The sequence below is a fragment of the Traorella sp. mt218 genome (assembly GCF_055420025.1).
Window position 1 is genome coordinate 38,993 of record NZ_JBVAYM010000015.1, and the last position, 22,570, is coordinate 61,562.

24 protein-coding genes and 1 other annotated feature are annotated in these 22,570 nt (G+C 39.9%); of the genes, 1 reads left to right on the forward strand and 23 read right to left on the reverse strand.

Features of this window, described 5'->3' with window-relative positions; translation table 11 throughout:
• Positions 1–51: 51 nt before the first annotated feature.
• The 6 genes from ACZYT3_RS08620 to gpr all read right to left on the reverse strand — a co-directional run bounded on the left by ACZYT3_RS08620 (position 52) and on the right by gpr (position 5,442).
• Positions 52–828, reverse strand: coding sequence for a TIGR00282 family metallophosphoesterase (locus ACZYT3_RS08620; protein WP_294561919.1), 777 nt, complete (start codon positions 826–828; stop codon positions 52–54).
• On the reverse strand, positions 828–2,381 hold the full coding sequence (gene rny, locus ACZYT3_RS08625) for a ribonuclease Y (protein ID WP_464088357.1): 1,554 nt from the start codon (positions 2,379–2,381) through the stop codon (positions 828–830). Before rny ends, ACZYT3_RS08620 begins: the two co-directional genes overlap by 1 nt.
• A gap of 132 nt (positions 2,382–2,513) precedes the next feature.
• Positions 2,514–3,443: a methionyl-tRNA formyltransferase gene (gene fmt / locus ACZYT3_RS08630; RefSeq protein ID WP_464088358.1), complete on the reverse strand. Its 930-nt coding sequence runs from the start codon at positions 3,441–3,443 to the stop codon at positions 2,514–2,516.
• A 38-nt stretch (positions 3,444–3,481) separates the two neighbouring features.
• Entirely contained in the window at positions 3,482–3,769 is a 288-nt protein-coding gene (locus ACZYT3_RS08635) for a hypothetical protein (RefSeq protein ID WP_294561916.1), read from the reverse strand.
• A gap of 2 nt (positions 3,770–3,771) precedes the next feature.
• Positions 3,772–4,602 carry a stage II sporulation protein P gene (locus ACZYT3_RS08640; protein ID WP_464088359.1) on the reverse strand — a complete coding sequence of 277 codons (831 nt, stop codon included), beginning with the start codon at positions 4,600–4,602 and terminating at the stop codon, positions 3,772–3,774.
• A 30-nt stretch (positions 4,603–4,632) separates the two neighbouring features.
• The gene (gene gpr / locus ACZYT3_RS08645; RefSeq protein WP_294561914.1) at positions 4,633–5,442 is read right to left on the reverse strand and encodes a GPR endopeptidase; all 810 of its coding nucleotides are present in this window, start codon (positions 5,440–5,442) and stop codon (positions 4,633–4,635) included.
• A 112-nt stretch (positions 5,443–5,554) separates the two neighbouring features.
• Between gpr and rpsT the strand changes: the two genes are divergently transcribed.
• A complete protein-coding gene (gene rpsT / locus ACZYT3_RS08650) occupies positions 5,555–5,818 on the forward strand; it encodes a 30S ribosomal protein S20 (RefSeq protein WP_071442846.1) in 264 nt (87 codons plus the stop codon).
• 49 nt (positions 5,819–5,867) lie between these two features.
• On the opposite strand, the gene ACZYT3_RS08655 is transcribed toward rpsT, so the two are convergent.
• The 17 genes from ACZYT3_RS08655 to ACZYT3_RS08735 all read right to left on the reverse strand — a co-directional run bounded on the left by ACZYT3_RS08655 (position 5,868) and on the right by ACZYT3_RS08735 (position 22,472).
• Positions 5,868–7,067 carry an L-serine ammonia-lyase, iron-sulfur-dependent, subunit alpha gene (locus ACZYT3_RS08655; protein ID WP_464088360.1) on the reverse strand — a complete coding sequence of 400 codons (1,200 nt, stop codon included), beginning with the start codon at positions 7,065–7,067 and terminating at the stop codon, positions 5,868–5,870.
• Positions 7,064–8,011: a DNA polymerase III subunit delta gene (gene holA / locus ACZYT3_RS08660; RefSeq protein ID WP_294561976.1), complete on the reverse strand. Its 948-nt coding sequence runs from the start codon at positions 8,009–8,011 to the stop codon at positions 7,064–7,066. Before holA ends, ACZYT3_RS08655 begins: the two co-directional genes overlap by 4 nt.
• Before the next feature lie 3 nt (positions 8,012–8,014).
• Positions 8,015–9,889 carry a ComEC/Rec2 family competence protein gene (locus ACZYT3_RS08665; RefSeq protein ID WP_464088361.1) on the reverse strand — a complete coding sequence of 625 codons (1,875 nt, stop codon included), beginning with the start codon at positions 9,887–9,889 and terminating at the stop codon, positions 8,015–8,017.
• Entirely contained in the window at positions 9,886–10,356 is a 471-nt protein-coding gene (locus tag ACZYT3_RS08670; RefSeq protein WP_464088362.1) for a helix-hairpin-helix domain-containing protein, read from the reverse strand. The genes ACZYT3_RS08665 and ACZYT3_RS08670 overlap by 4 nt, the downstream gene beginning before the upstream one ends.
• A 65-nt stretch (positions 10,357–10,421) precedes the next feature.
• Complete coding sequence (greA, locus tag ACZYT3_RS08675; protein WP_294561979.1) at positions 10,422–10,904, reverse strand: transcription elongation factor GreA; 483 nt, start codon at positions 10,902–10,904, stop codon at positions 10,422–10,424.
• 28 nt (positions 10,905–10,932) lie between these two features.
• Complete coding sequence (gene udk / locus ACZYT3_RS08680; RefSeq protein ID WP_294561980.1) at positions 10,933–11,565, reverse strand: uridine kinase; 633 nt, start codon at positions 11,563–11,565, stop codon at positions 10,933–10,935.
• 9 nt (positions 11,566–11,574) lie between these two features.
• Positions 11,575–12,624, reverse strand: coding sequence for an endolytic transglycosylase MltG (mltG, locus tag ACZYT3_RS08685; RefSeq protein WP_464088363.1), 1,050 nt, complete (start codon positions 12,622–12,624; stop codon positions 11,575–11,577).
• Positions 12,608–12,856 carry a DUF1292 domain-containing protein gene (locus ACZYT3_RS08690; RefSeq protein WP_294561982.1) on the reverse strand — a complete coding sequence of 83 codons (249 nt, stop codon included), beginning with the start codon at positions 12,854–12,856 and terminating at the stop codon, positions 12,608–12,610. The genes mltG and ACZYT3_RS08690 overlap by 17 nt, the downstream gene beginning before the upstream one ends.
• 33 nt (positions 12,857–12,889) lie before the next feature.
• Entirely contained in the window at positions 12,890–13,303 is a 414-nt protein-coding gene (gene ruvX, locus ACZYT3_RS08695) for a Holliday junction resolvase RuvX (RefSeq protein ID WP_464088364.1), read from the reverse strand.
• Positions 13,300–13,563, reverse strand: a complete 264-nt coding sequence (locus ACZYT3_RS08700; protein WP_294561984.1) for an IreB family regulatory phosphoprotein — start codon at positions 13,561–13,563, stop codon at positions 13,300–13,302. The genes ruvX and ACZYT3_RS08700 overlap by 4 nt, the downstream gene beginning before the upstream one ends.
• A 46-nt stretch (positions 13,564–13,609) precedes the next feature.
• Positions 13,610–16,240 carry an alanine--tRNA ligase gene (gene alaS / locus ACZYT3_RS08705; RefSeq protein ID WP_464088365.1) on the reverse strand — a complete coding sequence of 877 codons (2,631 nt, stop codon included), beginning with the start codon at positions 16,238–16,240 and terminating at the stop codon, positions 13,610–13,612.
• Between the two features lie 31 nt (positions 16,241–16,271).
• Positions 16,272–16,460, reverse strand: a binding site (T-box leader).
• Positions 16,461–16,490: 30 nt separating this feature from the next.
• Entirely contained in the window at positions 16,491–17,555 is a 1,065-nt protein-coding gene (locus ACZYT3_RS08710) for an AI-2E family transporter (RefSeq protein WP_464088366.1), read from the reverse strand.
• 19 nt (positions 17,556–17,574) lie between these two features.
• The gene (locus ACZYT3_RS08715; protein WP_154667096.1) at positions 17,575–17,733 is read right to left on the reverse strand and encodes a hypothetical protein; all 159 of its coding nucleotides are present in this window, start codon (positions 17,731–17,733) and stop codon (positions 17,575–17,577) included.
• 42 nt (positions 17,734–17,775) lie between these two features.
• A complete protein-coding gene (gene recD2, locus ACZYT3_RS08720; protein WP_464088367.1) occupies positions 17,776–19,953 on the reverse strand; it encodes an SF1B family DNA helicase RecD2 in 2,178 nt (725 codons plus the stop codon).
• Positions 19,954–19,955: 2 nt separating this feature from the next.
• Entirely contained in the window at positions 19,956–20,672 is a 717-nt protein-coding gene (locus tag ACZYT3_RS08725; protein WP_294561988.1) for a CPBP family intramembrane glutamic endopeptidase, read from the reverse strand.
• A complete protein-coding gene (gene mnmA, locus ACZYT3_RS08730) occupies positions 20,669–21,820 on the reverse strand; it encodes a tRNA 2-thiouridine(34) synthase MnmA (protein ID WP_294561989.1) in 1,152 nt (383 codons plus the stop codon). The genes ACZYT3_RS08725 and mnmA overlap by 4 nt, the downstream gene beginning before the upstream one ends.
• Positions 21,821–21,827: 7 nt before the next feature.
• Positions 21,828–22,472 (reverse strand): HAD family hydrolase, encoded by a 645-nt coding sequence (locus ACZYT3_RS08735; RefSeq protein ID WP_464088368.1) that lies wholly within the window; start codon positions 22,470–22,472, stop codon positions 21,828–21,830.
• Positions 22,473–22,570 lie beyond the last annotated feature (98 nt).

Below are 22,570 nucleotides of genomic sequence, written 5' to 3' on the forward strand. Positions count from 1 at the left end.
GAATATCGGAAAAAACTGAATTTTTGAAAACAATTATTAAAAAAAAGAGCATTACTGCTCTTTAATCTGGATTCTTTTGATTGACCTGGCCTGATTCGTATCATCATCGATCTCAACGATGCATCCGCAAAAAATACCTTTGCCTTCCGCCATCGTAAAGCGGGTATGCTCCTTATTTTTGAAACGTCGCAGCACTTCCTCCACATCACGTCCGATAACCGAACGGTAAGGACCGCACATGCCCAGATCCGTAATCGCGGCACAATGATCATCGACGATTCGCTCATCTGCAGTCTGTACATGAGTATGCGTACCTACGATAGCACTGCATCGCTGAGCAAATTCATAAGTAAAGGCAATTTTTTCACTCGTTGCCTCCGCATGCAGATCAACGATGTGAATATCAGCTTCCGTTTCATGAAGGATCTTTTCCATGGCATCAAAGGGCGATTCTGTACAATTGACCATGAATACCTCGCCGATCAGATTGCTCACTGCTACTTTTTTATGATTGACATCGATCACGACAGTACCTTTTCCAAATTCCAACGGAAGCATATTGGCCGGCCGTACCATTTTGTCCAATTCATCAATGACTTCCTCTAAATTCTTCTTAGAAAACGTATGATTTCCCATCGTAATGACATCAACGCCGCTGTTCAGCAGCTGGGCATAAATTTTTTTCGTAATGCCTTTGCCGTGCGCTGAATTTTCACCATTGCAGATAACCAGATCGATCTTTTCTTCTTCTCTGATACGTAAGACATGATCGGCCACCATTTTTCTGCCGACTGCTCCTACGACATCACCTACAAATAAGATCTTCATTATTTTGCCAGTTCACTCGTTCTCAGCTCACGAATGACCGTAACTTTGATCTGTCCTGGATAGGTCAGCTCATTTTCAATTCTTTCACGGATGCCGCGAGCAATCTTAGCACAGCTGAGATCATCCACTTTATCCGGATGAACGATCACACGTAACTCTCTGCCGGCCTGAATCGCATAGCTTGTATCAACGCCTTCAAATGATTTAGTAATCTTTTCAAGTTCTTCAAGACGGTTGATATAATTCTGCATTGCTTCATAACGAGCTCCCGGACGGGCTGCACTCAATGTATCTGCCGCCTGTACCAATACCGCAATAATGCTCTTTGGTTCAACCTCGCCGTGATGTGACTGAATCGCATTCAGCACGACCTCATTTTCACCGTGCTTCTTACAGAATTTATATCCAAGCTCCACATGGCTTCCTTCAGTTTCGGTATCCAGCGCCTTTCCGATATCATGCAGAAGACCTGCACGCTTGGCAAGCGTCTGGTTCAAACCAAGCTCTGCTGCCATGCTGCCTGCAAGCTTAGCCACTTCCATGGAATGCTGAAGCGCATTTTGTCCATAGGAGTAACGATATTTCAAACGTCCGACCAAATGAACAAGATCACGGTTCATCTTACCAAGACCCAGCTTAAAGATCGTATCTTCACCGACCTTCTGGATATTGTTTTCAATTTCATTGCGTACCTTGTTGACAACTTCTTCAATACGTCCCGGCTGAATACGTCCATCACGAATCAGCGTTTCCAAAGCTATACGGGCAATTTCACGACGTGCCGGATCAAAGCAAGAAATCGTGATCGTTTCCGGTGTATCATCAATGATCAGATCGACACCGGTCGCCTGTTCGATCGATTTGATATTTCTTCCTTCACGTCCGATGATCCTTCCCTTCATTTCCTCGCTTGGTAAGGCAACAACGCTTACCGTACGATCCACGGCCTCATCCTGAGCCATTTTCTGAATAGAAAGCGCCACGATATTACGTGCCTTCTCATCTGCAATGCTCTTTGCTTCTTCTTCCTTTTCCTTTATGTAAGCGACAACTTCGTTTTCCATACGCTTTTCAACAATCTCAAAAAGCTCCTTCTTGGCCTCCGTTGTACTCATTGCTGCAACTCTTTCAAGTTTGACGATCTGTATATCGATCTTCTCCTGCAGCCTTTTTTCCATCTCATCAAGTTCAGACATTTTTTTAGTTAATTGATTATTTTTAAGATCGATTTGCTGTTCTTTTTGCGTTAATGCGTCATCACGAAAATTTAGATTATCTTCGCGTCTTAACAGTTTATTTTCCATATCTGTAATTTCCTGTTTACGCTCCTTAATCTCTTTTTCCGCAGCAATCTTCAATTCATGAGTCTGAGTCTTACCATCCAGGAGTGCCTGCTTCACAGTGTTTTCTGCTTTTACAGTAGCTTCCTGCAGTAATTTTTCAGCTTTAATTCTATCTTTATTTAACCCAGCCTTTGAAATCAGGATCATTAATATGATTCCTCCGGCTAAACCTGCCAAAACCGGCAAGAGGACTGATAATAAACCATCCATATCTTAACTCCTCCTATCAAAATATTTTTTGAAAGTGTTTACTTTCTTATATATTTTACACAAAATTTCACAAATAAACAAGGATATTTCATATATTTTGATTTTTAAAAAAAGAAAGAATAGCTCTTTAAGCTATTCAAACCTTTTGCCGATCAAGTTTTTTCCATGGCCGTTATAGAAATCTCTGGCACTCATTCTTGCTTTTCCTTCGGGCTGTAATTGCGTGACAAGCAATATCAGATCACCTAATGAAACCTGTAAATGAGTACCGTCAAAGCCGATGATCTCACCAGAAGCTGCCGCACTTTCCTCATGAAGCAGCCTTACCTCATGAAATTTTATTTTTTTATTATCCAGATAAGCATAACCCACAGGTGATGGTATCAGACCGCGGATATGGTCGTAGACGCTCCTGCCGCCTTTTGAAAAATCAATTTTTTCTTCTTCCTTTGTAATGTTCCATGCGAAAGATACCTGACTTTCATCCTGCGGAACAAAGACGGCCTTATTATCCAAAATATCATCAAGCACCTCCAGAAGAACTTCTTCACCGCACTTCATCAGCTTATCATGCAGGCTTCCCATCGTATCCTCTTCAGTGATAGCAACCTTTTTCACGCAGCAGACATCCCCGGCATCCATTTTTTTGACCATTTCCATGATTGAAACGCCACTTTCCTTTTCACCGTTGATGATAGCCTTATGAATCGGTGCACCGCCACGATATTTCGGAAGCAGGGATGCATGGACATTGATGCATCTTATCTTCGCCAGATGAAGGATATCTTCCGGTATCATCTGTCCGTAAGCACAGGTAATGATACAGTCAAGATCCAATTGTCGAAGCTGTTCGTAAATATCTTTGATATGGACAGGCTGAAAAACGCTCAGATTGTAAGATGCCGCAAGACTTTTCACCGGAGTCGGTGTTAAGACCTGCTTACGGCCGACCTTTTTATCCGGCTGGGAAACCACACCAACGACATTATAATGATTTTCTATCAGACATTTTAGAATACCGCACGCAAATTCAGGCGTCCCCATAAATAAAATTCGTTTCATAAAATCACCTCGAATGCATTATAACCGATTTTCGATGATTATTCTATAATAGCTTTAAAAATCGAAGCTACCAGCTCGACTCCGACACCTACGATCTCTTTGATCGTATCCGAGCTGTTCTTTGCCAATTCAGAGGCTTTATTCAAATGAACCTCACTGACTGCATCCCCTCTGTTTTCACTGACATACTGTCCATCTTTATCCAAGCTGTTTTCAAAATCAATGATTTCCTGCTCGATGGAGTAAGAATCATCCTGCTCCATAAAAGAGCTTCCGATAGCAACCAGCAATATTACTAAAAGCAGATCTACGAAGAATCGTTTCATGTTCACCTCATCATTTCATCTATTGATATTGCCAGAACATCTAAGGAATGCATCACCTCTTCATAATAGCTTTCCTCGCTTCCGATTTCTATCAACAGCATATTTTCACTGATATCCTGATTATAATATGCTTCTCTGACCAGAATATCTTTCATGATACCACTCTCAAGCTGATTGGTTTTGTCTAACAGTGTCAGTGCCCTGTTTTGGATTGCCGAAAAGTGGGGACTGAGTCCTCCTAAGACGATCATCATCTTCGCATAGCTTTTCCCTGAAGCTTCGATATAAGAGGATTCTCTAGGAACGGAATCACGATGGAAATCAATGATCAGATCAAATCCCTGATGCTCGATCAAAGCATCTGTGATCGCATTTCTTGAGATTTGATAAGACTGATTATAATTCAATCCCAAAGCATTTAATTCCTCTGTAAAATTACGATCCTCCACTACGACCTTATATCCTGCCTGCTCAAGCAGCTTGCCTAAATACATACTGCCATCCATTACGCTGCTTCGATCTTTATAGGCTTCTTGCTGATGCGTGGAATAGATGTAGATGGATTTCTGCGTACCGTTTGAAGGCTCTGGCACCTCTACGATATCATCAGGCTCAACATCGATCTCCCGATAGGGAATATCTTCTTTTTTGACCATATCCATGACATTAAAGGCTTCGATGTCGATCGGAGCGATACTTTTCTGCTGATTAAAAAGCTGCATGCTGATATCAAGCTCCCTGACGGTTGCCTTGATTCCCTGCATCAGCGGCGAGATAAAAATAAAAAGTGCCAGCAGCCCCAGCTTCGCTAAAATCTTGATGGACGTTTTCATATTTCATAGCTTATGCTCATCACTCAAGGATTATAACTCCTCATATGCCGGATGAATGAAACAGTTGATGCCATGTGAAAGGATCGCAACGATCTGGCGGCATTCCATATCCATATCTCGTGGTGTGATGATACAGTCATTGTTTTCATATTCTTCCTTTACATTCATTTCATTTAAGATTGAACGGATCGTTGTTACCGTTGCAATTCCAATTGAAATGACAGGTACCTTTAACGTTTCCTCATTGATCGCAAGACGGTGATTGCCTACACCGCTGCCGGGAATAATACCGATATTTGAAATCTGGATAGCCCGGTTGATACGCGAAAAGCTGCTTGTTGCCAAGGCATCAATGACGATCACACATTGCGGTTCATAAAAATCAGCGATTCCTTTTACGATCCGTGCCGATTCAAGTCCTGTCTGTCCCATGACCTTAGGAGCAATGACCGCACAGTTGTTCAAGCCGGGATGCACTTCTTTTTCAAGCTCGAACAAATGAGCTGAAACAAGGATCTGGGCGGCTGTCTTAGGACCGATCGCATCAGAGATCATATCCTCATTTCCTAGTCCCACTACAAGTATTTTCTGAAGCAGGACATCTTGACAAAGCTTATCCAGAACATCTACTAATATCGAACTGATTTGATTTCTGAGCGAAGCATCTGCCATCGATTCAAAAGAAATCGTTACATAGTCACCTGTCTGATATTTTTTATCATTTTCTAAGACCTTGATCCATTTTACGGTAACGGCATGTGGAAAGCTTTCGGTTTTTTGTGAGAATATCTTTTCCTCTTCTGATTCAAACCATTCATCTGCGAAATCACTGCGTTTCATGTTCATATTTCTCCTTTTTCCCGTATAGTATGGCTTTTTTCATTTGTTTCTTGCATTTCATTTTTGATTTTGTTATAATCTACTAGCAATAATCAATTAGGAGGTGTCAAGAGTGCCAAACATTAAATCACAGAAAAAACGTGTATTAACTAACAACAAAAGACATGAAAGCAATGTTGCTCAGAGAAGTGCTATCAAAACATCGATCAAAAAAGTATTGGTAGCTGTAGATGCGAATGACAAGGAAGCTGCCATGACTGCTTATAATACAGCGAATTCTCTGCTGGATAAAGCTATTACAAGCGGCGTTCATCACAAAAACTATGTTGCTAGACAGAAATCTCGTTTAAGTCACGCTATCAACAAAATTGCTTAAGAAATAAACAAAAATGTCAGCTTATGCTGACTTTTTTTTATGACTTTCTTTATTCCAGCGGAACGACGCTTGCCAGTCCTCCTAAAGAGGTTTCCTTCAATTCTACCGCTATCTTTTTACCTGTATAATTCATCGTATGAATGATCATATCCAACGAAACCTTATTTTCTTTCAGACCTCCGACCTCATCTGCAAGAAGTGCGGAATCCATTGCCCGAAGCGTAGCTACGGCATTGCGTTCGATGCATGGGATCATGACATATCCGCCAACCGGATCACAGGTCAATCCCAGAAAATGTTCGATTCCGATTTCAGCAGCATAGGCAATCAGATCATCACTGAGATCTTCCATATGAGCAACAAAGGCACATCCCATGGAACAGGCAACACCGATTTCAGCCTGGCAGCCGCCTTGAGCACCGGAAATCGTTGCATTCGTCTTAAACAGATTACCGATAATTCCTGCAATTTTTAATCCCTGAATGATCTTTTCCTCAGAAAAATGACGATCCAGCTTGTAATAACGCACTAAAGACGGCATGACTCCGCTGGCTCCCATCGTCGGTGCCGTAACCGTCATGCCACCGCTGGCATTTTCCTCACTGGCAGCATACGCATAGGCCATAAGCGTCATCTTTTCTTTTTTTAAGGGATTGGTTTCCTGAAGGGCTTTTTGATAGAGATCTGCTCCGACTCTTTTCAGCTGTAGCTTGCCCGGAAGGATTCCTTTCGTGTGGATCCCTTTTTCAATCGTTGCAAGCATCTGATCCATGATCATTGACATATAGTCATCAATTTTTTCATATGCATCTACATAATCCTTTAATGAAAGCTGATGCTCATGACAATACTGACGTATCTCGAAAAAGCTGGTTTGCGGATAAATATCTTCTGATTCCTTGAACTCTTTTCCCTCAATACGAATCGTACCGCCGCCAATGGAATATACTCGCCAGCTGCCGATCATTTTTTTCTTACGATAGGCAAAAAGATCCATCGTATTCGGATGGGCATCACAGGTTTCACTGGAAAAACGGACATGACACGGGATCGGAGCACAGGTCTGGATACAGATTTGATCTGTCAGATGTCCTTTCCCCGTCAATGACAACGATCCGTACAATGTAATCTCTATCTCGTCACTATCCGGATACTCTTTTAAAAATTGTTCACAGGCAGTTTTAGGGCCCAAAGTATGTGAGCTTGAGGGTCCCGGACCTATTTTATAAAATTCTTTTAAAGACTTCATATGATTTCCTCCTGGCATTGTATCATAAACATTTCGAAAGCAAAATATTTATCCCTTCTTCCATTTTTGATATCCAGATCACACGTCAAAGCTGCATCAAGAAGCTTCATGATCGTATCTGCCTCGATACCGGCTACGATCTGCATCGTCAGCTTGACACGATAAGGATGTGCTTTCAGATATGAGGCTGTCCTCTCCTCACCCATGCCCTGCATCATGCAGACCTTGACCTGATAATAAAATCGCAGCTGTGAAACGACCACGGCCAAAAGATAGATCGGATCATTGCTAAGAGAAACCATATCCTTATAGACCTGATAGGCCTTTTTAAATTTCCCCTTTAACAAGGCTTCACTTAGCTGGAAGACATTATCCTCAAGCTCTCTTGATATTAAGGCATCCACCACCTCAGCAGTGATTTCAAGAGGATAGCAGGCCAGTTTTTCAAGCTGCAGGTCGATCATGGCAGTATCGCAGCTTAAGCGTTCTGCAAGCCTGCTGAGCGCCTCATGAGCGATATTGATATCCAGCTCACGGCATCTTTCAGCTATATAACCTTTTTTATCTCTTTCCTCTAAGTTCTGAAAGCTTTTAACACGACAGGTCTGATTGATCAGCCTGACGATTTTTTTACGTGAATCACACTTTTCAAATTCATGAGTCATGATCAGCGTATTTTCAAGCAAAGGATCCTTTAAAAAGGCTTCCAGCTGAGAAACATCAAAATCAGACGATCCGTTCGCCAAAAAATTACAATGCTTTACGATGACCACTTTATGCGCATGAAAGAAAGGAGAAGTAGTCAATTCACTCATGACATCTCCCATTTTAGATGTATTCAAATCATAAACGATATGATCGCAATCATCTCCATATTGAGCAATCACTTTCGCAATCTCCTTTTGAATGCGACCGCTGTCTTTTCCATAAAATAAATAATTCATAAATCACTCCGTAACCATTATACCAAAATCACCGCCTGATGTTCTAATAAAATGAAAGTTCAGAAAACTTTTTATAGAAACTGCACCATCCAATGCACTCACATATGTCTTGACATCATATTTTTCCAGCGTAGAAAGCACATCCTCATGCGGATGTCCATAACGATTATCCTTACCTGCACTGATAAGTGCATAAGAAGGTTGTATTTTTTGAATAAATAAGGGATCCGTTGATGTTTTGCTTCCGTGATGACCGATTTTTAAAACATCACATGACAAATCATACGACATCATGATTTCTTTTTCAACACGTACAGAAGCATCTCCCATAAAACAATAACTAAGATGCCCGAGTGAAGCAGCATGAACAAGCGAATTATCATTCTCATTATCATGAGTGGCATGATTCAAAGAAACCAAAGAAATATTTTTGGCGTGGATATCCTGATGTCCTTCAACGATATCATGCACTTTAAAGCGTTCTAAAAAAGCCTTTTTTCCACCATTATGGTCACTATCCGGATGCGTAAAGATAAGTGTATCGATATGATATACACCAATGGAGCGCAGATAATCTATGACCCGCTCTTCTTTATTTGACGGAAGATCGATAAGGATGTTATGTTGATGAAAAGGTGCCTGTATCAGAATTGAATCTCCCTGTCCTACATTGATCATCGTTACCTGATAAAAGGGATTCAAATAACTTTGTAAAGGTATGTAAAGCAAAATCAGCGAATATAGAAAAGATCTTTTCTGATGAAGCATTTGAAAAAAGAAATACAAAAATAAAAGTGTCAATCCGATAGGTATCGCCCCATAAAAGACAAAGGAAGAAAGAAATTGCGAAAAAGAAAGGAAGATTTCTAAAATAGATGAAATCAATGAAATAGGCATCAACAGCTGCATCCATGCAGCTATCAGCATTCCTCCGTTCATTATTTGAATGAACGGAAATAAAAGAATGGAAAGCGGCTGACATTGAGAAGTCTTAAAAAATTGCAGAAAGATCAAAAAAACGACTGATGCTTTTCTTTGATGTCGTTTTTCTGTAAAGATTTGGATCAGACTTAAAAAATAAGGAATCAAAAAACCCAGTGAAAAGACACAGCCCGGATCAAAAAGCATGCATAAAAGATACTGTAATCCAAGACTCTCCTTATGAGAATGATCCTTGAAGATCATTTTTATGATATTGCCGCAAAGGATACGGAATAAGACAAATTTAAACGGAAACAGAAAGCCAAATAAACCTACTAATACAGAGGAAAGCGTCAGTGCAGAGGAAAAACTGCAGATTTTTAAGAGAAACTGAAGAAATGTACGATTTAAATAAGTAAGATGAAGTCCGGAAGAATAAATCATGTCATATTCACCAAACTGGTAAAAAATGCGTAAGAGAATCGAAGAAACAGCTTCGTCCATCGCCATGATATGCTCATACATCCTTCTTTTCAAAGAATCTTTTTTTATGAATTGAGCATTTTCATAATAGCCATATATATTTTTTTGATTCATATGCTCTTTAAAATTAAAAAGATTAAAATTAGAATCAGCTTCGATCTTTTTTAATTCTCCTTCTGCTATCACCTCTTCATTTTCAAAATAAATTTCATCTGTATAAATCAATACCCTCTGATGATTTACGCTGGCAACGACGTAATTTTCATGTGTTTCCAGCACACAATTATTCCGGATACAGAAATTTGAAAAAGAGATGATATAAAGAAATATCAAAAAGATAAAATGATATCCCAAAAGACGTCGTTTATAAAATTGATAAATGAAAAGAAAAATCAGATAAAAAGAAAGCGTGACCATGCTTCGACAATTCAAAAGCAAAAAAGAAAGCATGCTTAATAATAAAAGATCCTTCATAAAGCAATATGATCTTTGATCTTCTCGAATATCTTAGGCCCGATGCCTTTGACATTCATAAGTTCTTCAATGGACTGAAAGTTATGTTCATTACGATATTCGATGATGCGATATGCTTTTGACTGACCAATACCTTTTAATGTCATAAGCTCTTCCAAAGAAGCACTGTTAATAGAGATTTTCTTGATATTTTCAACAGCCGGAATGATGATGACATCACAATGTCTGATCGCACGCAGAAGTGAAAGTGAGCGTATATCCGCCTGCTTGCTTAATCCGCCTGCTTTCTCGATCAGATCCTCCAGGGTTTCATCAGCATCAATTTCATACACGCCCGGAGAATTGACTTCACCACGGATTTCTGCGTGATATTCCTCTTTTTTCTGAAGTTTCACATCCTTGCTTCCCAGTTGAAAATATAAGGCTATCAACATGAAAGATAAAAGAATAGGCAGTATTTTTTTCATAAAGACCTCCTACTCTTATATATCCATCAAAATGAAAAAAATCCAAAAAAAAATAGAGAATTTCTCTATTTTATTTCAAGGATCTTTACTTTATAAGGTTCTTCGATCTGCGTCACCGTTGGTGTATCACCAACCTTTGAATCCAGCAAAGCAATTGCAAGCGGTGTTAGATTTGACAGCTTCCCATTTAATGGATCCGCTTCTACTGAACCCACGATCGTATATACTTCTTCAGTATTTGATTCCATATCTAAAATCTTTACAGTTGAACCTAACTTCACGGTTTTCTTTGATTTTTTAGAATCCTTCTCATCAATGATCTGGGCATTGGCAATCATGCTTTCAAGATCACGGATACGGGCTTCGACACGTGCCTGTCTTTCTCTGGCAGCATCATAATCAGCATTTTCGCTCAAGTCACCCTGAGCACGTGCTTCCTGCAATTCACGAATGACATCCTGACGCACTTCATGAAGCATGTGATCCAATTCATTGACAAGCTCCTGATAACCTTCCTTTGTAACAACTGTCTTTTCTTCCTGAGCCATTGTTATCACTCCTTTTTAATCCCCGATATTATAACATATTCGCCTGAATAATACTACTAATTTTTGTTGTCAGCAGGTCGATGGCCACCTGATTATGACCGCCTTCCAAAATGATGATATCCGCATATTTTTTACTTGGTTCGACAAACATATTATGCATTGCTTTAACCGTCTGCGTATATTGTGTAATCACAGAATCAAGCGTCCTTCCTCTTTTCTTGACATCTCGAACGAGGCGTCGAATAAAGCGTGTATCGGCATCTGTATCAACAAATACGCGAATATCGCATAAATTACGAATCGCTTCATCTTCAAGAATGAACAGACCTTCAATGACAATGACATCGCTCGGCATGATCCTCTCTGTAACGTTGCTTCGTGTATGATTCACAAAATCATAGGTTGGCTTATCTACCGGTATTCCATCGCAGAGCTGATGAAGCTGCTTGATGAACAGATCATTATCAAAAGCAAACGGATGATCATAATTTGTTTGAATACGCTCTTCCATGGTCAAATGGGACTGATCCTTATAATAGTCATCCTGTCGAATGATCGTTACTGAATTTTCATTTTCAAATTGTTCTTTTAATTTTTTAGAAATTGTCGATTTTCCGGAAGCACTCCCACCGGCAATTCCGATAATCGTTGTCTTTTTCATGATATCTCCCTACTTCAGATACTTTTCAACATTAGCAAGATGCTCTTCATATGTTTTGGCGGGAATCAGCTGATGGTCGCCGTAAACATCGGAAATAAAATAATAGTAATCAGTATCTGCCGGATGCAGCACTGCTTTTAACGCATCGATGGACGGATTATTCACAGGTCCTACCGGCAGGCCTTCATAAAGATATGTATTATAAGGACTCTCGATATCCGGATTGGTTTCACAATCCTGAAAATTCTTAAATTCATCGTACAGGGCATAACAAACGGTAACACTTGATTCCATCTTCATACCGGCCTTAAAACGATTCGTGAATACACTGGCAATGATTGGCATATCCTCAGGATTACCCGACTCAAACTGGACAACGCTCGCAAAGGTCACCAATTCATGCACCGTGTAATCAGAAGCCTCGATATCGGCTTTTAATGACTGATAAACGGTATCAAAACCATCTAAAAGCCGAAGCGTTACTTCTCTGGCATCCGTATTGCGATAGATAAAATATGAATTCGGATAAAGATAGCCTTCAAGCTTTACATGATAGGCATCATTCAAAATGCTTTCATCCAGAAACTCATATCGTTCGATCATTTCTCTCAAGAAAGCCTCATCATTCCATAAATCAAGACATTCCTGGGCACTGACATTGGTCAGTTCTTCTATCTTGGCAGCAATATCCTTTGACCACAATCCTTCCGGTATCGTCAGCAAAACTTCATCGCTTTCGGCATTGGAGGCATCATTGATATAAGCAAGCACCTCTTCACTGCTCCATGAGGAATCTAAGATGTAGACACCCGCTTTGATATTTGAAAGATTTTTCTGACGCATCAAAAGGCGGGAAAAAAATGAGCTTTTTATGACCCCTTGCTCTTGAAGCTGATCGAGGATCGTATTTGGAGCTGTATTTTCCGCAACATTAAATGTTATCTGATTAGATTCAGATGAAACCGGTCCTATGGAAGAGCGATAGACCATAAAAAATCCTCCGGCAGCAATTACCGCTGCCACAGCAACGATTGCAACGATCTTATAGCTCTTCTTCATTAAAGGCACCTAAAACCTCTTCCACCATTTCCCATTCGCTCTCGGTTTCGATAGGCAGAAGATTTCCTTCATCATCGTAACAGGAAGCAAAAACTTCTCCACTGTCGTCATTGGGATCGACAAATACAACATATTGTTTTCCCATCTCTTCATTTGCGAAAGTAAACAAGATCTCCATCGCTACCTCTTTACCATTGTCATCCTTCACATAAAGCGTATTTGAATCTAACATAATTTCCTCCTATGAATAAAGGGCATAAATGCCCTAATTCTGACTATCCAAATAATTCTGCAGGATACCCACCGCCGCCATCTGATCGATCACTTGCTTTCTTTTCTTGCGTGAAACATCGGCAGATATCAGGATACGATTTGCGGCAACCGTTGTCAGTCTTTCATCCCACAAAACAACATCCATTTCCTTTTCTTCCAGCTTTTTTTTAAAAGCAATTGAAATTTCGCCGCGGATTCCTACATCACCATTCATATGTTTGGGTAATCCAAGCACAATCTTTTTTATCTGAAACTCTTTTATATACTTATCCAGCTGATCCAGACAGCTATCATAATTATCCTCATCAAAACGAATGGTCGCTACCGGCCGGGCAATCATTCCCATGATATCGCTGACTGCAACTCCACAGGTCCTGCCGCCCAGATCTAATCCAAGAATCCTCATTTTTCAATAGATTCCAGATAAGAGCGAACCATTTCTTCAATGATTTCATAACGCTCAACGTTTTGAATGATCGATCGAGCATTTTGATGGCTGGAAATATAGGCAGGATCGTTTGAAATCAGATATCCTGCAAGCTGATTGACAGAATTATATCCTCTTTCCTTGAGCGCACTGTCAACAAGTCGTACGATATGACGTATATTTTCACGACGCATATCCTCCGATTTAAAAGCCATTGTTTCTGTTACATCTTTTTTCATAAACCATCCTCTCCTTTCCTTTATTTTAAACTAATTGGTATCAAATTTAAACCCCTAAACCAAGATTATTTTTAATAGTTTTCATCGCTTCATCCAAAGCCGTACAGTTTTTACCGCCACCCTGTGCCAAATCAGGCTTTCCGCCGCCTTTTCCATCACATACAGCGGCAGCGCTGCGTATCAGATCACCACAATGAATTCCCTTGGAAACAGCTTTTTTTGAAGCCTTTGCGACAAATACCAGCTTATTGTCACAAACACCTCCTAAAAATACGACGCCCTCTTTCATACGCTCCAATAGTGAAGATGCCATATTTTTCATGGCATTGCCATCAAGATCATTCATCACCTTCACCAGATATTTCAGATCATCCTTTTCTACGGCCTCATTGGCAATCTCACTTGCCTTTGCGTGCAGCAGCTGGCTATTTAAATCGGCACAGAGCTTCTGCAAATGATTTTTTTCATCTAAGAGCTGGACGGTCTTACCATATACCTGGGAGATGCCATTAAGCTTTAAAGCCTGCGCGATTGCCTTCAATGTATCCTCATAGGTACTGAAAGCCTCATAAGCAGCATAGCCTGTCTTACCTACGATCCTTCGTACACCCGAACCGATGCTTTCTTCACTTTCAATCTTAAAGACACCTAATTCCGATGTATTATGGACATGACATCCGCCACAGAATTCTTTAGAAACATCCCCCATCGTTACGACACGAACAACATCGCCATATTTTTCATCAAACAATGCAGTTGCATTTGTCTTCTTCGCATCCTCCAGATTCATCAGTTCGATCACGACATCATTTCGCTGAGCAATAAACTGATTTACCAGATTTTCAACTTCTTTCAGCTGCTGATCGCTGATCTTTTCAAAATGAGTAAAATCAAAACGCACATATTCATCACTGACGAAGCTTCCCGCCTGCGATACATGGTCACCCAAGACAAGCTTCAAAGCACTTTGCAACAGATGGCAGGCAGAGTGATTGCACGTCGTCATCTTACGCTTCTGCACATTGATCCTTCCCTCAACTAGATCACCCGTGCTCAGCTTTCCTTCTTTCACAACGATATGATGCAAAGGCTGTCCGTGAGGAGCCTTTTTCACATCCGTAACATCACAGCTGCACGTATCATTCACAAGTACTCCTGTATCTGCAACCTGTCCGCCGCTTTCCGCATAGAAACATGTCGAAGAGAGAATCACATCTCCTTCATCATCAATTGAATCACATGCCACCCCATCCTTGAAGCAGGCCATGATGCGGCCTTTACATTCAAAATGATCATAACCGATAAATTCTGATTCAACCGTACAATCCATCAGGTCAGCTGACTGTGATTTCATCGATTCAGAGGCATCTCTGCTGGAACGAGCACGTTCACGCTGCTTTTCCATTTCCCTTTCAAAGCCTTCGTGATCAACACTAAAGCCATCCTCCTGTGCCATTTCACAAGTTAATTCAAATGGAAAGCCATATGTATCATACAGCTTGAATGCAACACTGCCTTCAATGACCTTGTTTTTAGAAGAAGCCATGACATCCTTCATGAGCTTTTCACCCTCGCTCAAGGTTGCCTGAAATCTTTCTTCCTCGCTTTTAACCAGCTTTTGAATATATTCGCACTTATCGATCAAATAAGGATAGAAGTCCTTCATGATATCCACAACGACAGGTACGAGATTATACATAAACGGACCTTCGATCTTTAATTTCTTACCATAACGGACAGCTCTTCTTAACACACGTCTTAAAACATAGCCACGTCCTTCATTAGAAAATAATGCACCATCCGCCAAGGCAAATGTAACGGTACGGATATGATCGGCAATTACCCGATATGCCATCTTATGCTCACCCTCGTATGGATATTTCGCAATTTTTTCAGTAGCATGGATGATCGGCAAAAATAAATCTGTATCAAAGTTTGTTTCTCCACCCTGTACCAAGGAAACCAAACGTTCAAGTCCCATGCCTGTATCAATATTCTTTTGAGGTAATTCCTTATATTCGCTGCGTGGTACTCCCGCTTTCGCATCATACTGGGAGAAAACAACGTTCCAAACTTCAATATAACGATCATTTTCCATTTCTTCAAAGAAAAGACGTTCACCTAATCCTTCAGGATCATACTCTTCTCCGCGGTCATAGAAAATTTCCGTATCCGGTCCGCATGGTCCTTCTCCGATTTCCCAGAAATTATCATCTGTTCTTAAAATATGTGATGGATCTACATGGCATACTTCTGTCCATATGCGATACGACTCCGTATCATCCGTATAAATAGAAATATACAGCTTTTCCTTTGGAAAACCGATCCATTTTTCATCCGTAAGAAACTCCCATGCATATGGAATGGCCTCATCACGGAAATAATCACCGATCGAAAAATTACCGAGCATCTCAAAGAACGTATGATGACGGGCTGTCTTTCCTACATTTTCAATATCATTTGTACGAATAGATTTTTGAGCATTCGCAATACGATTGCATTTTGGCTTTTCCGTACCATCAAAATACTTCTTCAATGCCGCTACACCGGCATTGATCCAAAGCAGGGTCGGATCATTATGCGGCACCAAGCTAGCACCGGGTTCGATCATATGCCCTTTGCTTTTAAAATAATCCAAAAATAATTGACGAATCTGACTACCTGTTAACTGTTTCATTTCCTCTCCTCCAATAAAAAAACGTTCCTGCTTCAGGAACGTAATCTCTACGCGGTACCATCCTGATTCATGGGTTGCCCCATGCCCTCAATTCCCTTAATTAGCGTAAGGCTACGCGTAAACTCCAAAGCAGCTTCAACTCATATCTTTACAGATTTTCACCATCCATCTGCTCTCTTGAAAAGAATCTGAGCATACTCCTCTTTTTCCTCATTTACGGGCTTGATTATACCACAATCTTCATTACTTCTCAAGGCTCTTTTATCTGCTCAGAAACGATTTTTTCCCATCCGCCGACATTTTTTCGATTCAGATATTCACCATAAGTCACAAAGCACATCTGAAAGATACTGGCAACGATCGGTGACAAGATCACACCGATGAGTCCAAAAAGATATTCATTTACTAACAGGGCAACAAATAAATATAACGGATGGACCTTCATCGTCTTATTACAGATCCATGCATGGATGATATTTCCCTCCAACTGAGAATTGATGAATATCACAACTACCAGCCAACCGGTATTTTCACCCACCAGAAGATAATGAATCAAAAAAATCAAAAGACTTCCGGCAATGGCACCCACATAGGGAAACAGATTCAGAAAAGCAAGCAGGATTGCCAATAAAGGGGCATACGGAGTATGAAAAAAATAGAGGATCACAGTTGTGGTCACGGTGACATAACTGATATCCAAGAGTGTGGAATAAATATACTGACGTAATATCTTTGAAAAGATATCATATAGATCAAAGTATTTTTCATAATCCTTTACGTACTTTCTGAATTCATTCGCAATGACATCACTTTCCAAAGAAATAAAAAAACTGATCATGATAGATAACGTGAAGGTTGTAAGAAAACCGATAAAATTTTGAATAAAAGGAACGAATAACGCATAGCCGTTCATCAGAAAACCTTGAATCTGATCGGTATCTATGTAATCAAGGATCTGGTAACGCTCCATATAAGAAAGCAAGACAGGATAGATATCATTGATACTATTGATGATGCCGCCAAAATTTTCAAGAATCAGAAAAAAAATAATAAAAAATAAAAGCAGAAAAGAAAAAATAAAAATAAGATATACGAAGATGATGCGAAACAAAGAAGCTTTTTTCTTTGCGCTAATCAAAGGGTGAAGAAAAAAAGCCATGGCACTGCCGATCCAAAGCGGCTTTAAAACGATTAGAAAATTATAAAGCCATTCAAAGATATGCAGCTGGTTCAAGAGAAGGATCAGTAAAAAGACAGAAGCGATCAAATAAAAGCAGGATATGGGACTTTTCAATATCATACGTATTTTTTTCATATAAAAACCCCAAATGGGGTTAATCTAAGTAATCCTGAATATTATGAAGCTGCTTCATCATATTCTTTTTCATACGCTTTGAACGATGACAAAGATCTGATATTTCCTCTTCATTGTTGAAACCTACAAGTATGCCTAAGCTAAGGCCCAGGGCTAGTCCAAGTAATCCTTTGTTCATTTTTCCTCACCTCTACTATTATTATGTCATAAGAAAAAAATCCTATTCATCTAGGATTCTTCTTTTTAAAGTTGTTTTACGAACACGTTCGTTTTGATTTTGGATTGCCTTTACACAGGCATCATAGCTTCCAAGCAGGATCAATGACTGCTTCGCTCGGGTGATTCCCGTATAGATGAGCCTGCGATTAAGGACATATGCATGCTGAGAAGTAATCGGAAGTATGACGATCGGATATTCACTTCCCTGTGACTTATGGATCGAGATACAGTAGGCATGGGTCAACAGATCAAAACGCTCCCTTGTATATTCAACGATGATACCGTCAAAATCAGCGATGATGCAGTCAACGGGATAACCTTCTTCCTTTTTTTGTATTTCGATGATCTCACCAATATCACCGTTATATACGTCTTCCTCAGGAAGATTTTTCAACTGCAAGACTTTATCATGTTCACGAAAGGTCCGATATCCAACCTTGATTTCTTTTGAGAAAGGATTGGCCGGATTCAACATTTTCTGCAACGAGAGATTGAGCTGATCGATTCCGCAGACCCCTGAATAGATCGGTGAGAGCACCTGAATGTCCTGGTCATGATACCCTTTTTCAAAAGCCATGGAAACAATATTGAGGATCTGATCTTTGATATTATTTTGCGGACATTCAAAAAAAGCAACATCCTTTCCGTTTTTTAATATGTCACAAAAGCCATTTTTTATTTCATAAGCCAATTCAACGATATCACTGCCGCTGGACTGACGGAAGATCTTTTCCAGACGAAGAGTTGGAAAGCATCCTGACTCAATACAATCCTTCAGCACAGAACCGATTCCAACAGAAGGAAGCTGGTCTTCATCACCGATGATCATGATTTTCTTGATATGACGAGAAGCCTTGCAAAGATTATAAAACAGCCATTGGTCAACCATTGAAAATTCATCAATGATCAGACAATCTAAAAATAACGGTTCTTCTTCATTGACCATGAAGGTATTGCTTTCCAGATCCCATTTCAACAGGCGATGTATCGTACTGGCCGGCATATTTGAACATTCGCTCAGCCTTTTGGCGGCCCTTCCGGTAGGTGCGCAAAGCATGATCTGATCTGAATGAAAAAACTTCTGATAAAGTGTTAAAATAGCTTTTACGATCGTCGTCTTTCCTGTTCCGGGTCCACCGGTCAGGATAGAAAACGGATGAGTAAAGAACATTTTGATTGCTTCGATCTGCTTTTCTTCATATCGGATATTCAATTCTTCTTCGATGATCCTGATTTCTTCATCTAAGGAAGAAATCATCGTATCCGTATCATTGACATAAGGAAAATCCCGCAAAAAAGAAGCAATGCCTCTTTCCGCATCATATTGTGTATGATGATAAATACGCTCTTCTTCCACAACGATGAATCTTTCTGAGATAAGTTGCCGGAAACAAGCTTCAAAATCAAAGTCAATTTGAATATTCTCTTTTCGCAGGCGTTTTTTTAATGCCTTTTCAAATTCATCTTTTTCTATATAGCTGTTACCGCTGCGGATACAGCTTTCAAGCACCTCAGATTCAATCAATGCCTTCAGTCGATAAGGATGATCTTTTTCAAAACCCAAAATAGATGCAACCCTATCCGAGGTCTTAAATCCAACACCATCAATATCCTCGATCATACGATAAGGATTCTCTTGGATGATGTGCATTGCATCCTCACCATAGACAACCTTTATCTTTTCAAGCTGACGGACATTCAGTCCTATCTGGTTAAAAAACAGCACGCTGTCATCAAGTTGCGCATTTTCCTGAATACCCGCAAGAATGCTTTGGATACGCTTATCATCTTTTTTGAAGATATCATCTAATACATGCGGATCATTTTGAATTTTTTCAATGGCATCAAGCCCCAATGCATCAACGATCTTTTTAGCGCTGACTTTTCCGATACCGCTAAAATGAGGACTGCTGAAATATTCGACCAATGCCTGTTCATCACTTGGACGCTGTAAATGCATCTCAGTGATTTCAAATTGAAGACCATAGCGTTCATGCTCCTTATAGTGTCCCGTGCACTCATAAAGCGTATTGAGATCAAACGGAGGAAGGATGCCGGTGACGGTAATTGTTTTTTCCTGATGATCATTCATTTTGAAAGAAGCCACCGTAAAGCCACTCATCTCGTGATGATAGCGTACATGGGTAAATTTCCCGCAAATAACTAATTGTTCTTCCATGATCAAACAAAATAATAAGTAAGCAGAATGCCGATGATACCTATGAAATTATTCAGAAAATGTAAAGCCATAGATCCATAGATCGAATGATTCTTCTCATAGGCAAAGCAGAATATAAAACCTAGCGTACCATATGTCAGCAAATACCAAAGATCAGTGAAATTACCGGCAAAAAGAGAATCAATGACATGAATGCTGCCAAAAGCTAATGCACTGATCAAGGCCGCTGTCCAGAAATTCATATAACTTCTCAGCCCTCTGAATAAAGCACCTCTGAAAACCAGTTCCTCAACAAGAGGTGCATACACCAAGGTCGTAAAGCTGATCAGCAGCGGACTCTGAAAGAAAGCTAAGATGACGCTTTGCTGGTTCGCACTTTCAGTCATACCGCTAATCAGGCTGACCAGCGTGCTTGTAAAAGCACTGATCAGATATAATGCCACAAACATGAGCAGAAGATTTTCAAAGAATTTTCGCGGACGGACAATTTTTTTCCAGCTTTCTTTTAATACCGGATAGCCTGCCGCTACACTAATGGCGATCATCAAGAGATAAACAGCAAAAGAAAGCCAGTTGTACGCTGTAAAGCTTAAATGGAATTGATAAAGCAGGCGAGTCAAAATCCATGGATAAACATACATATAGCCAACGAAATAATTCAATACCAGGATCAGCATCCTTGGCAATGTCATGACATCATGTTCTAATTTTTCATTCATTTTTTTACTCCTTCCCGAATCCTTTCGTCCAACGATCTTCCGTGATAGAAAACATCTTCGATCACACCGCCGCCTAAACAAATTTCATTTTGATAAAAAACAGCCTCTTGTCCAGGAGTAACGGCACTTACAGCAGGAGAGATCGTTACAAAAACATTATTTTCATCAATAAAACGGATCTTTACATCATTATCCTTTTGACGATAGCGAAATTTTGCAGTACAGCTTAATTCATTTACAGGTCGCTCATGCATGAGCCAATTCACACCACTAACGATGCAGCTGTCCGATAACAGCCATTCACTGTCATTTTCACAAGATACATATAAAATATTTTTTTCTACATCTTTACCGATCACAAAATACGGGCCATGGTCACCGCCAATACCCATTCCTTTACGCTGACCGATCGTATAGTATAAAACGCCCTGATGTCTTCCAACCTTCTTCAATGTATTGATATCAACGATATCCCCTTCTTTAGAAGGCAGATAATTTTTAAGAAATTCGCGAAAATTTCTTTCACCGATAAAACAGATACCGGTAGAATCCTTCTTTTTCGCAACGCTTAAACCTGCATCAAGAGCAATTTGACGAACCTGCGGTTTCAACAGATGCCCGATAGGAAACAGGGTCTTCCGCAAGGCATCTTTTGAAATCTGACAAAGAAAATATGTCTGATCTTTATTTGGATCACTGCCTCTTAACAAAAGACTTTCTTCGCTTCCATGTTCAACACGGGCATAATGACCGGTTGCGACATAATCAAAGCCAAGCTGCTTTGCATAGTTCAAAAAAGCATCAAATTTCACATACTTGTTACAAAGGATGTCCGGATTCGGTGTTCTTCCTTTCTTATATTCATCAAGAAAGGAGACAAAAACATGATCCCAGTATTCTTTCACAAAATCTACGCGAAGACATTCAAGCCCTAATTTTTCTGCTACCTGCAATGCATCCATGTAATCTGCTTCCTGCGGACAAACTTCATCACCGATAGTAGGATTGCCCAAAATATCATTATTGGCAAGAGCATCCCAGTTACGCATAAAAGCACAGGTCACATCATAACCTGCATTTTTTAATTCGATAGCAGCAACAGCGCTGTCAACACCTCCGGATAATCCCAGCAATACCTTTTCTTTCATAACGATCTCATTCACCTTCTTTTAATATCTGAACGATATTTCGTAAATCTTCAATAATTATATCTGCTAACGATTGATCTGTATCAAAATGTGGATCTTTCCTGGCGATCACATATAATCCAGCATCATGCGCAGCTTTGATTCCAACCTCTGAATCTTCGATGGCCATGCACTCTTCAGGCTTCAAATCAAGCCTTTTGATACATTCTAAATAAATTTGAGGATCGGGCTTTGCTTTCTCGATCATATCACCTGATATTTCTACCTCAAAAGTATCGCTCAGACCCGTTGAGGATAATTTATCATGCAGGATATTACGATAAGTAGAAGTTGCCAAAGCAATCCGATAAGGAGAATCCTTTAAATATTGGATCAGATCATAGGCATCTTGATTAATAAGCTGTCCATAAGGGACAGGATGAGCATTTTTATATTCACCATACATATTCGTGATTTCATGGAGATCATGATCTAAAAGAATCGCAAGACGTTTCAGATAGTCATGATGACTCAGACCGACAAGACTTAAAGCGTCTTTATATGCGATATGAAAATGATGGTCCTTTGCGAATTGCATCGTTCTTTTGACAAAATAATACTCACTATCGATAATCGTTCCATCTAAATCAAAAATAATTGCTTTGATAGTCATACCCAATCCTCACAATTTCCATAAAAATTTCATACATAATAACAGCTCTGAGGTCATTGTCCCAAAACCGAATAACATTATATCATATAAAAGTAAAT

Excerpts from the sequence above, each read along its gene's own strand:
- mnmA (WP_294561989.1), bottom strand. The coding sequence starts at position 21,820 with ATGAAAGAAAAGGTATTGCTGGGATTATCCGGAGGTGTTGACAGCGCT.
- ACZYT3_RS08620 (WP_294561919.1), bottom strand. The coding sequence starts at position 828 with ATGAAGATCTTATTTGTAGGTGATGTCGTAGGAGCAGTCGGCAGAAAA.
- ACZYT3_RS08710 (WP_464088366.1), bottom strand. The coding sequence starts at position 17,555 with ATGAAAAAAATACGTATGATATTGAAAAGTCCCATATCCTGCTTTTAT.
- alaS (WP_464088365.1), bottom strand. The coding sequence starts at position 16,240 with ATGAAACAGTTAACAGGTAGTCAGATTCGTCAATTATTTTTGGATTAT.
- ACZYT3_RS08725 (WP_294561988.1), bottom strand. The coding sequence starts at position 20,672 with ATGAATGAAAAATTAGAACATGATGTCATGACATTGCCAAGGATGCTG.
- mltG (WP_464088363.1), bottom strand. The coding sequence starts at position 12,624 with ATGAAGAAGAGCTATAAGATCGTTGCAATCGTTGCTGTGGCAGCGGTA.
- ACZYT3_RS08670 (WP_464088362.1), bottom strand. The coding sequence starts at position 10,356 with ATGAAAAAAATACTGCCTATTCTTTTATCTTTCATGTTGATAGCCTTA.
- ACZYT3_RS08655 (WP_464088360.1), bottom strand. The coding sequence starts at position 7,067 with ATGAAGTCTTTAAAAGAATTTTATAAAATAGGTCCGGGACCCTCAAGC.
- holA (WP_294561976.1), bottom strand. The coding sequence starts at position 8,011 with ATGAATTATTTATTTTATGGAAAAGACAGCGGTCGCATTCAAAAGGAG.
- ACZYT3_RS08640 (WP_464088359.1), bottom strand. The coding sequence starts at position 4,602 with ATGAAAACGTCCATCAAGATTTTAGCGAAGCTGGGGCTGCTGGCACTT.
- ACZYT3_RS08635 (WP_294561916.1), bottom strand. The coding sequence starts at position 3,769 with ATGAAACGATTCTTCGTAGATCTGCTTTTAGTAATATTGCTGGTTGCT.
- greA (WP_294561979.1), bottom strand. The coding sequence starts at position 10,904 with ATGGCTCAGGAAGAAAAGACAGTTGTTACAAAGGAAGGTTATCAGGAG.
- ACZYT3_RS08665 (WP_464088361.1), bottom strand. The coding sequence starts at position 9,889 with ATGAAGGATCTTTTATTATTAAGCATGCTTTCTTTTTTGCTTTTGAAT.
- fmt (WP_464088358.1), bottom strand. The coding sequence starts at position 3,443 with ATGAAACGAATTTTATTTATGGGGACGCCTGAATTTGCGTGCGGTATT.
- udk (WP_294561980.1), bottom strand. The coding sequence starts at position 11,565 with ATGAAAAAGACAACGATTATCGGAATTGCCGGTGGGAGTGCTTCCGGA.
- ruvX (WP_464088364.1), bottom strand. The coding sequence starts at position 13,303 with ATGAGGATTCTTGGATTAGATCTGGGCGGCAGGACCTGTGGAGTTGCA.
- gpr (WP_294561914.1), bottom strand. The coding sequence starts at position 5,442 with ATGAAACGCAGTGATTTCGCAGATGAATGGTTTGAATCAGAAGAGGAA.
- ACZYT3_RS08735 (WP_464088368.1), bottom strand. The coding sequence starts at position 22,472 with ATGACTATCAAAGCAATTATTTTTGATTTAGATGGAACGATTATCGAT.
- ACZYT3_RS08690 (WP_294561982.1), bottom strand. The coding sequence starts at position 12,856 with ATGTTAGATTCAAATACGCTTTATGTGAAGGATGACAATGGTAAAGAG.
- recD2 (WP_464088367.1), bottom strand. The coding sequence starts at position 19,953 with ATGGAAGAACAATTAGTTATTTGCGGGAAATTTACCCATGTACGCTAT.
- rny (WP_464088357.1), bottom strand. The coding sequence starts at position 2,381 with ATGGATGGTTTATTATCAGTCCTCTTGCCGGTTTTGGCAGGTTTAGCC.
- ACZYT3_RS08700 (WP_294561984.1), bottom strand. The coding sequence starts at position 13,563 with ATGAAAAAAGATGTAACAGAAACAATGGCTTTTAAATCGGAGGATATG.
- ACZYT3_RS08715 (WP_154667096.1), bottom strand. The coding sequence starts at position 17,733 with ATGAACAAAGGATTACTTGGACTAGCCCTGGGCCTTAGCTTAGGCATA.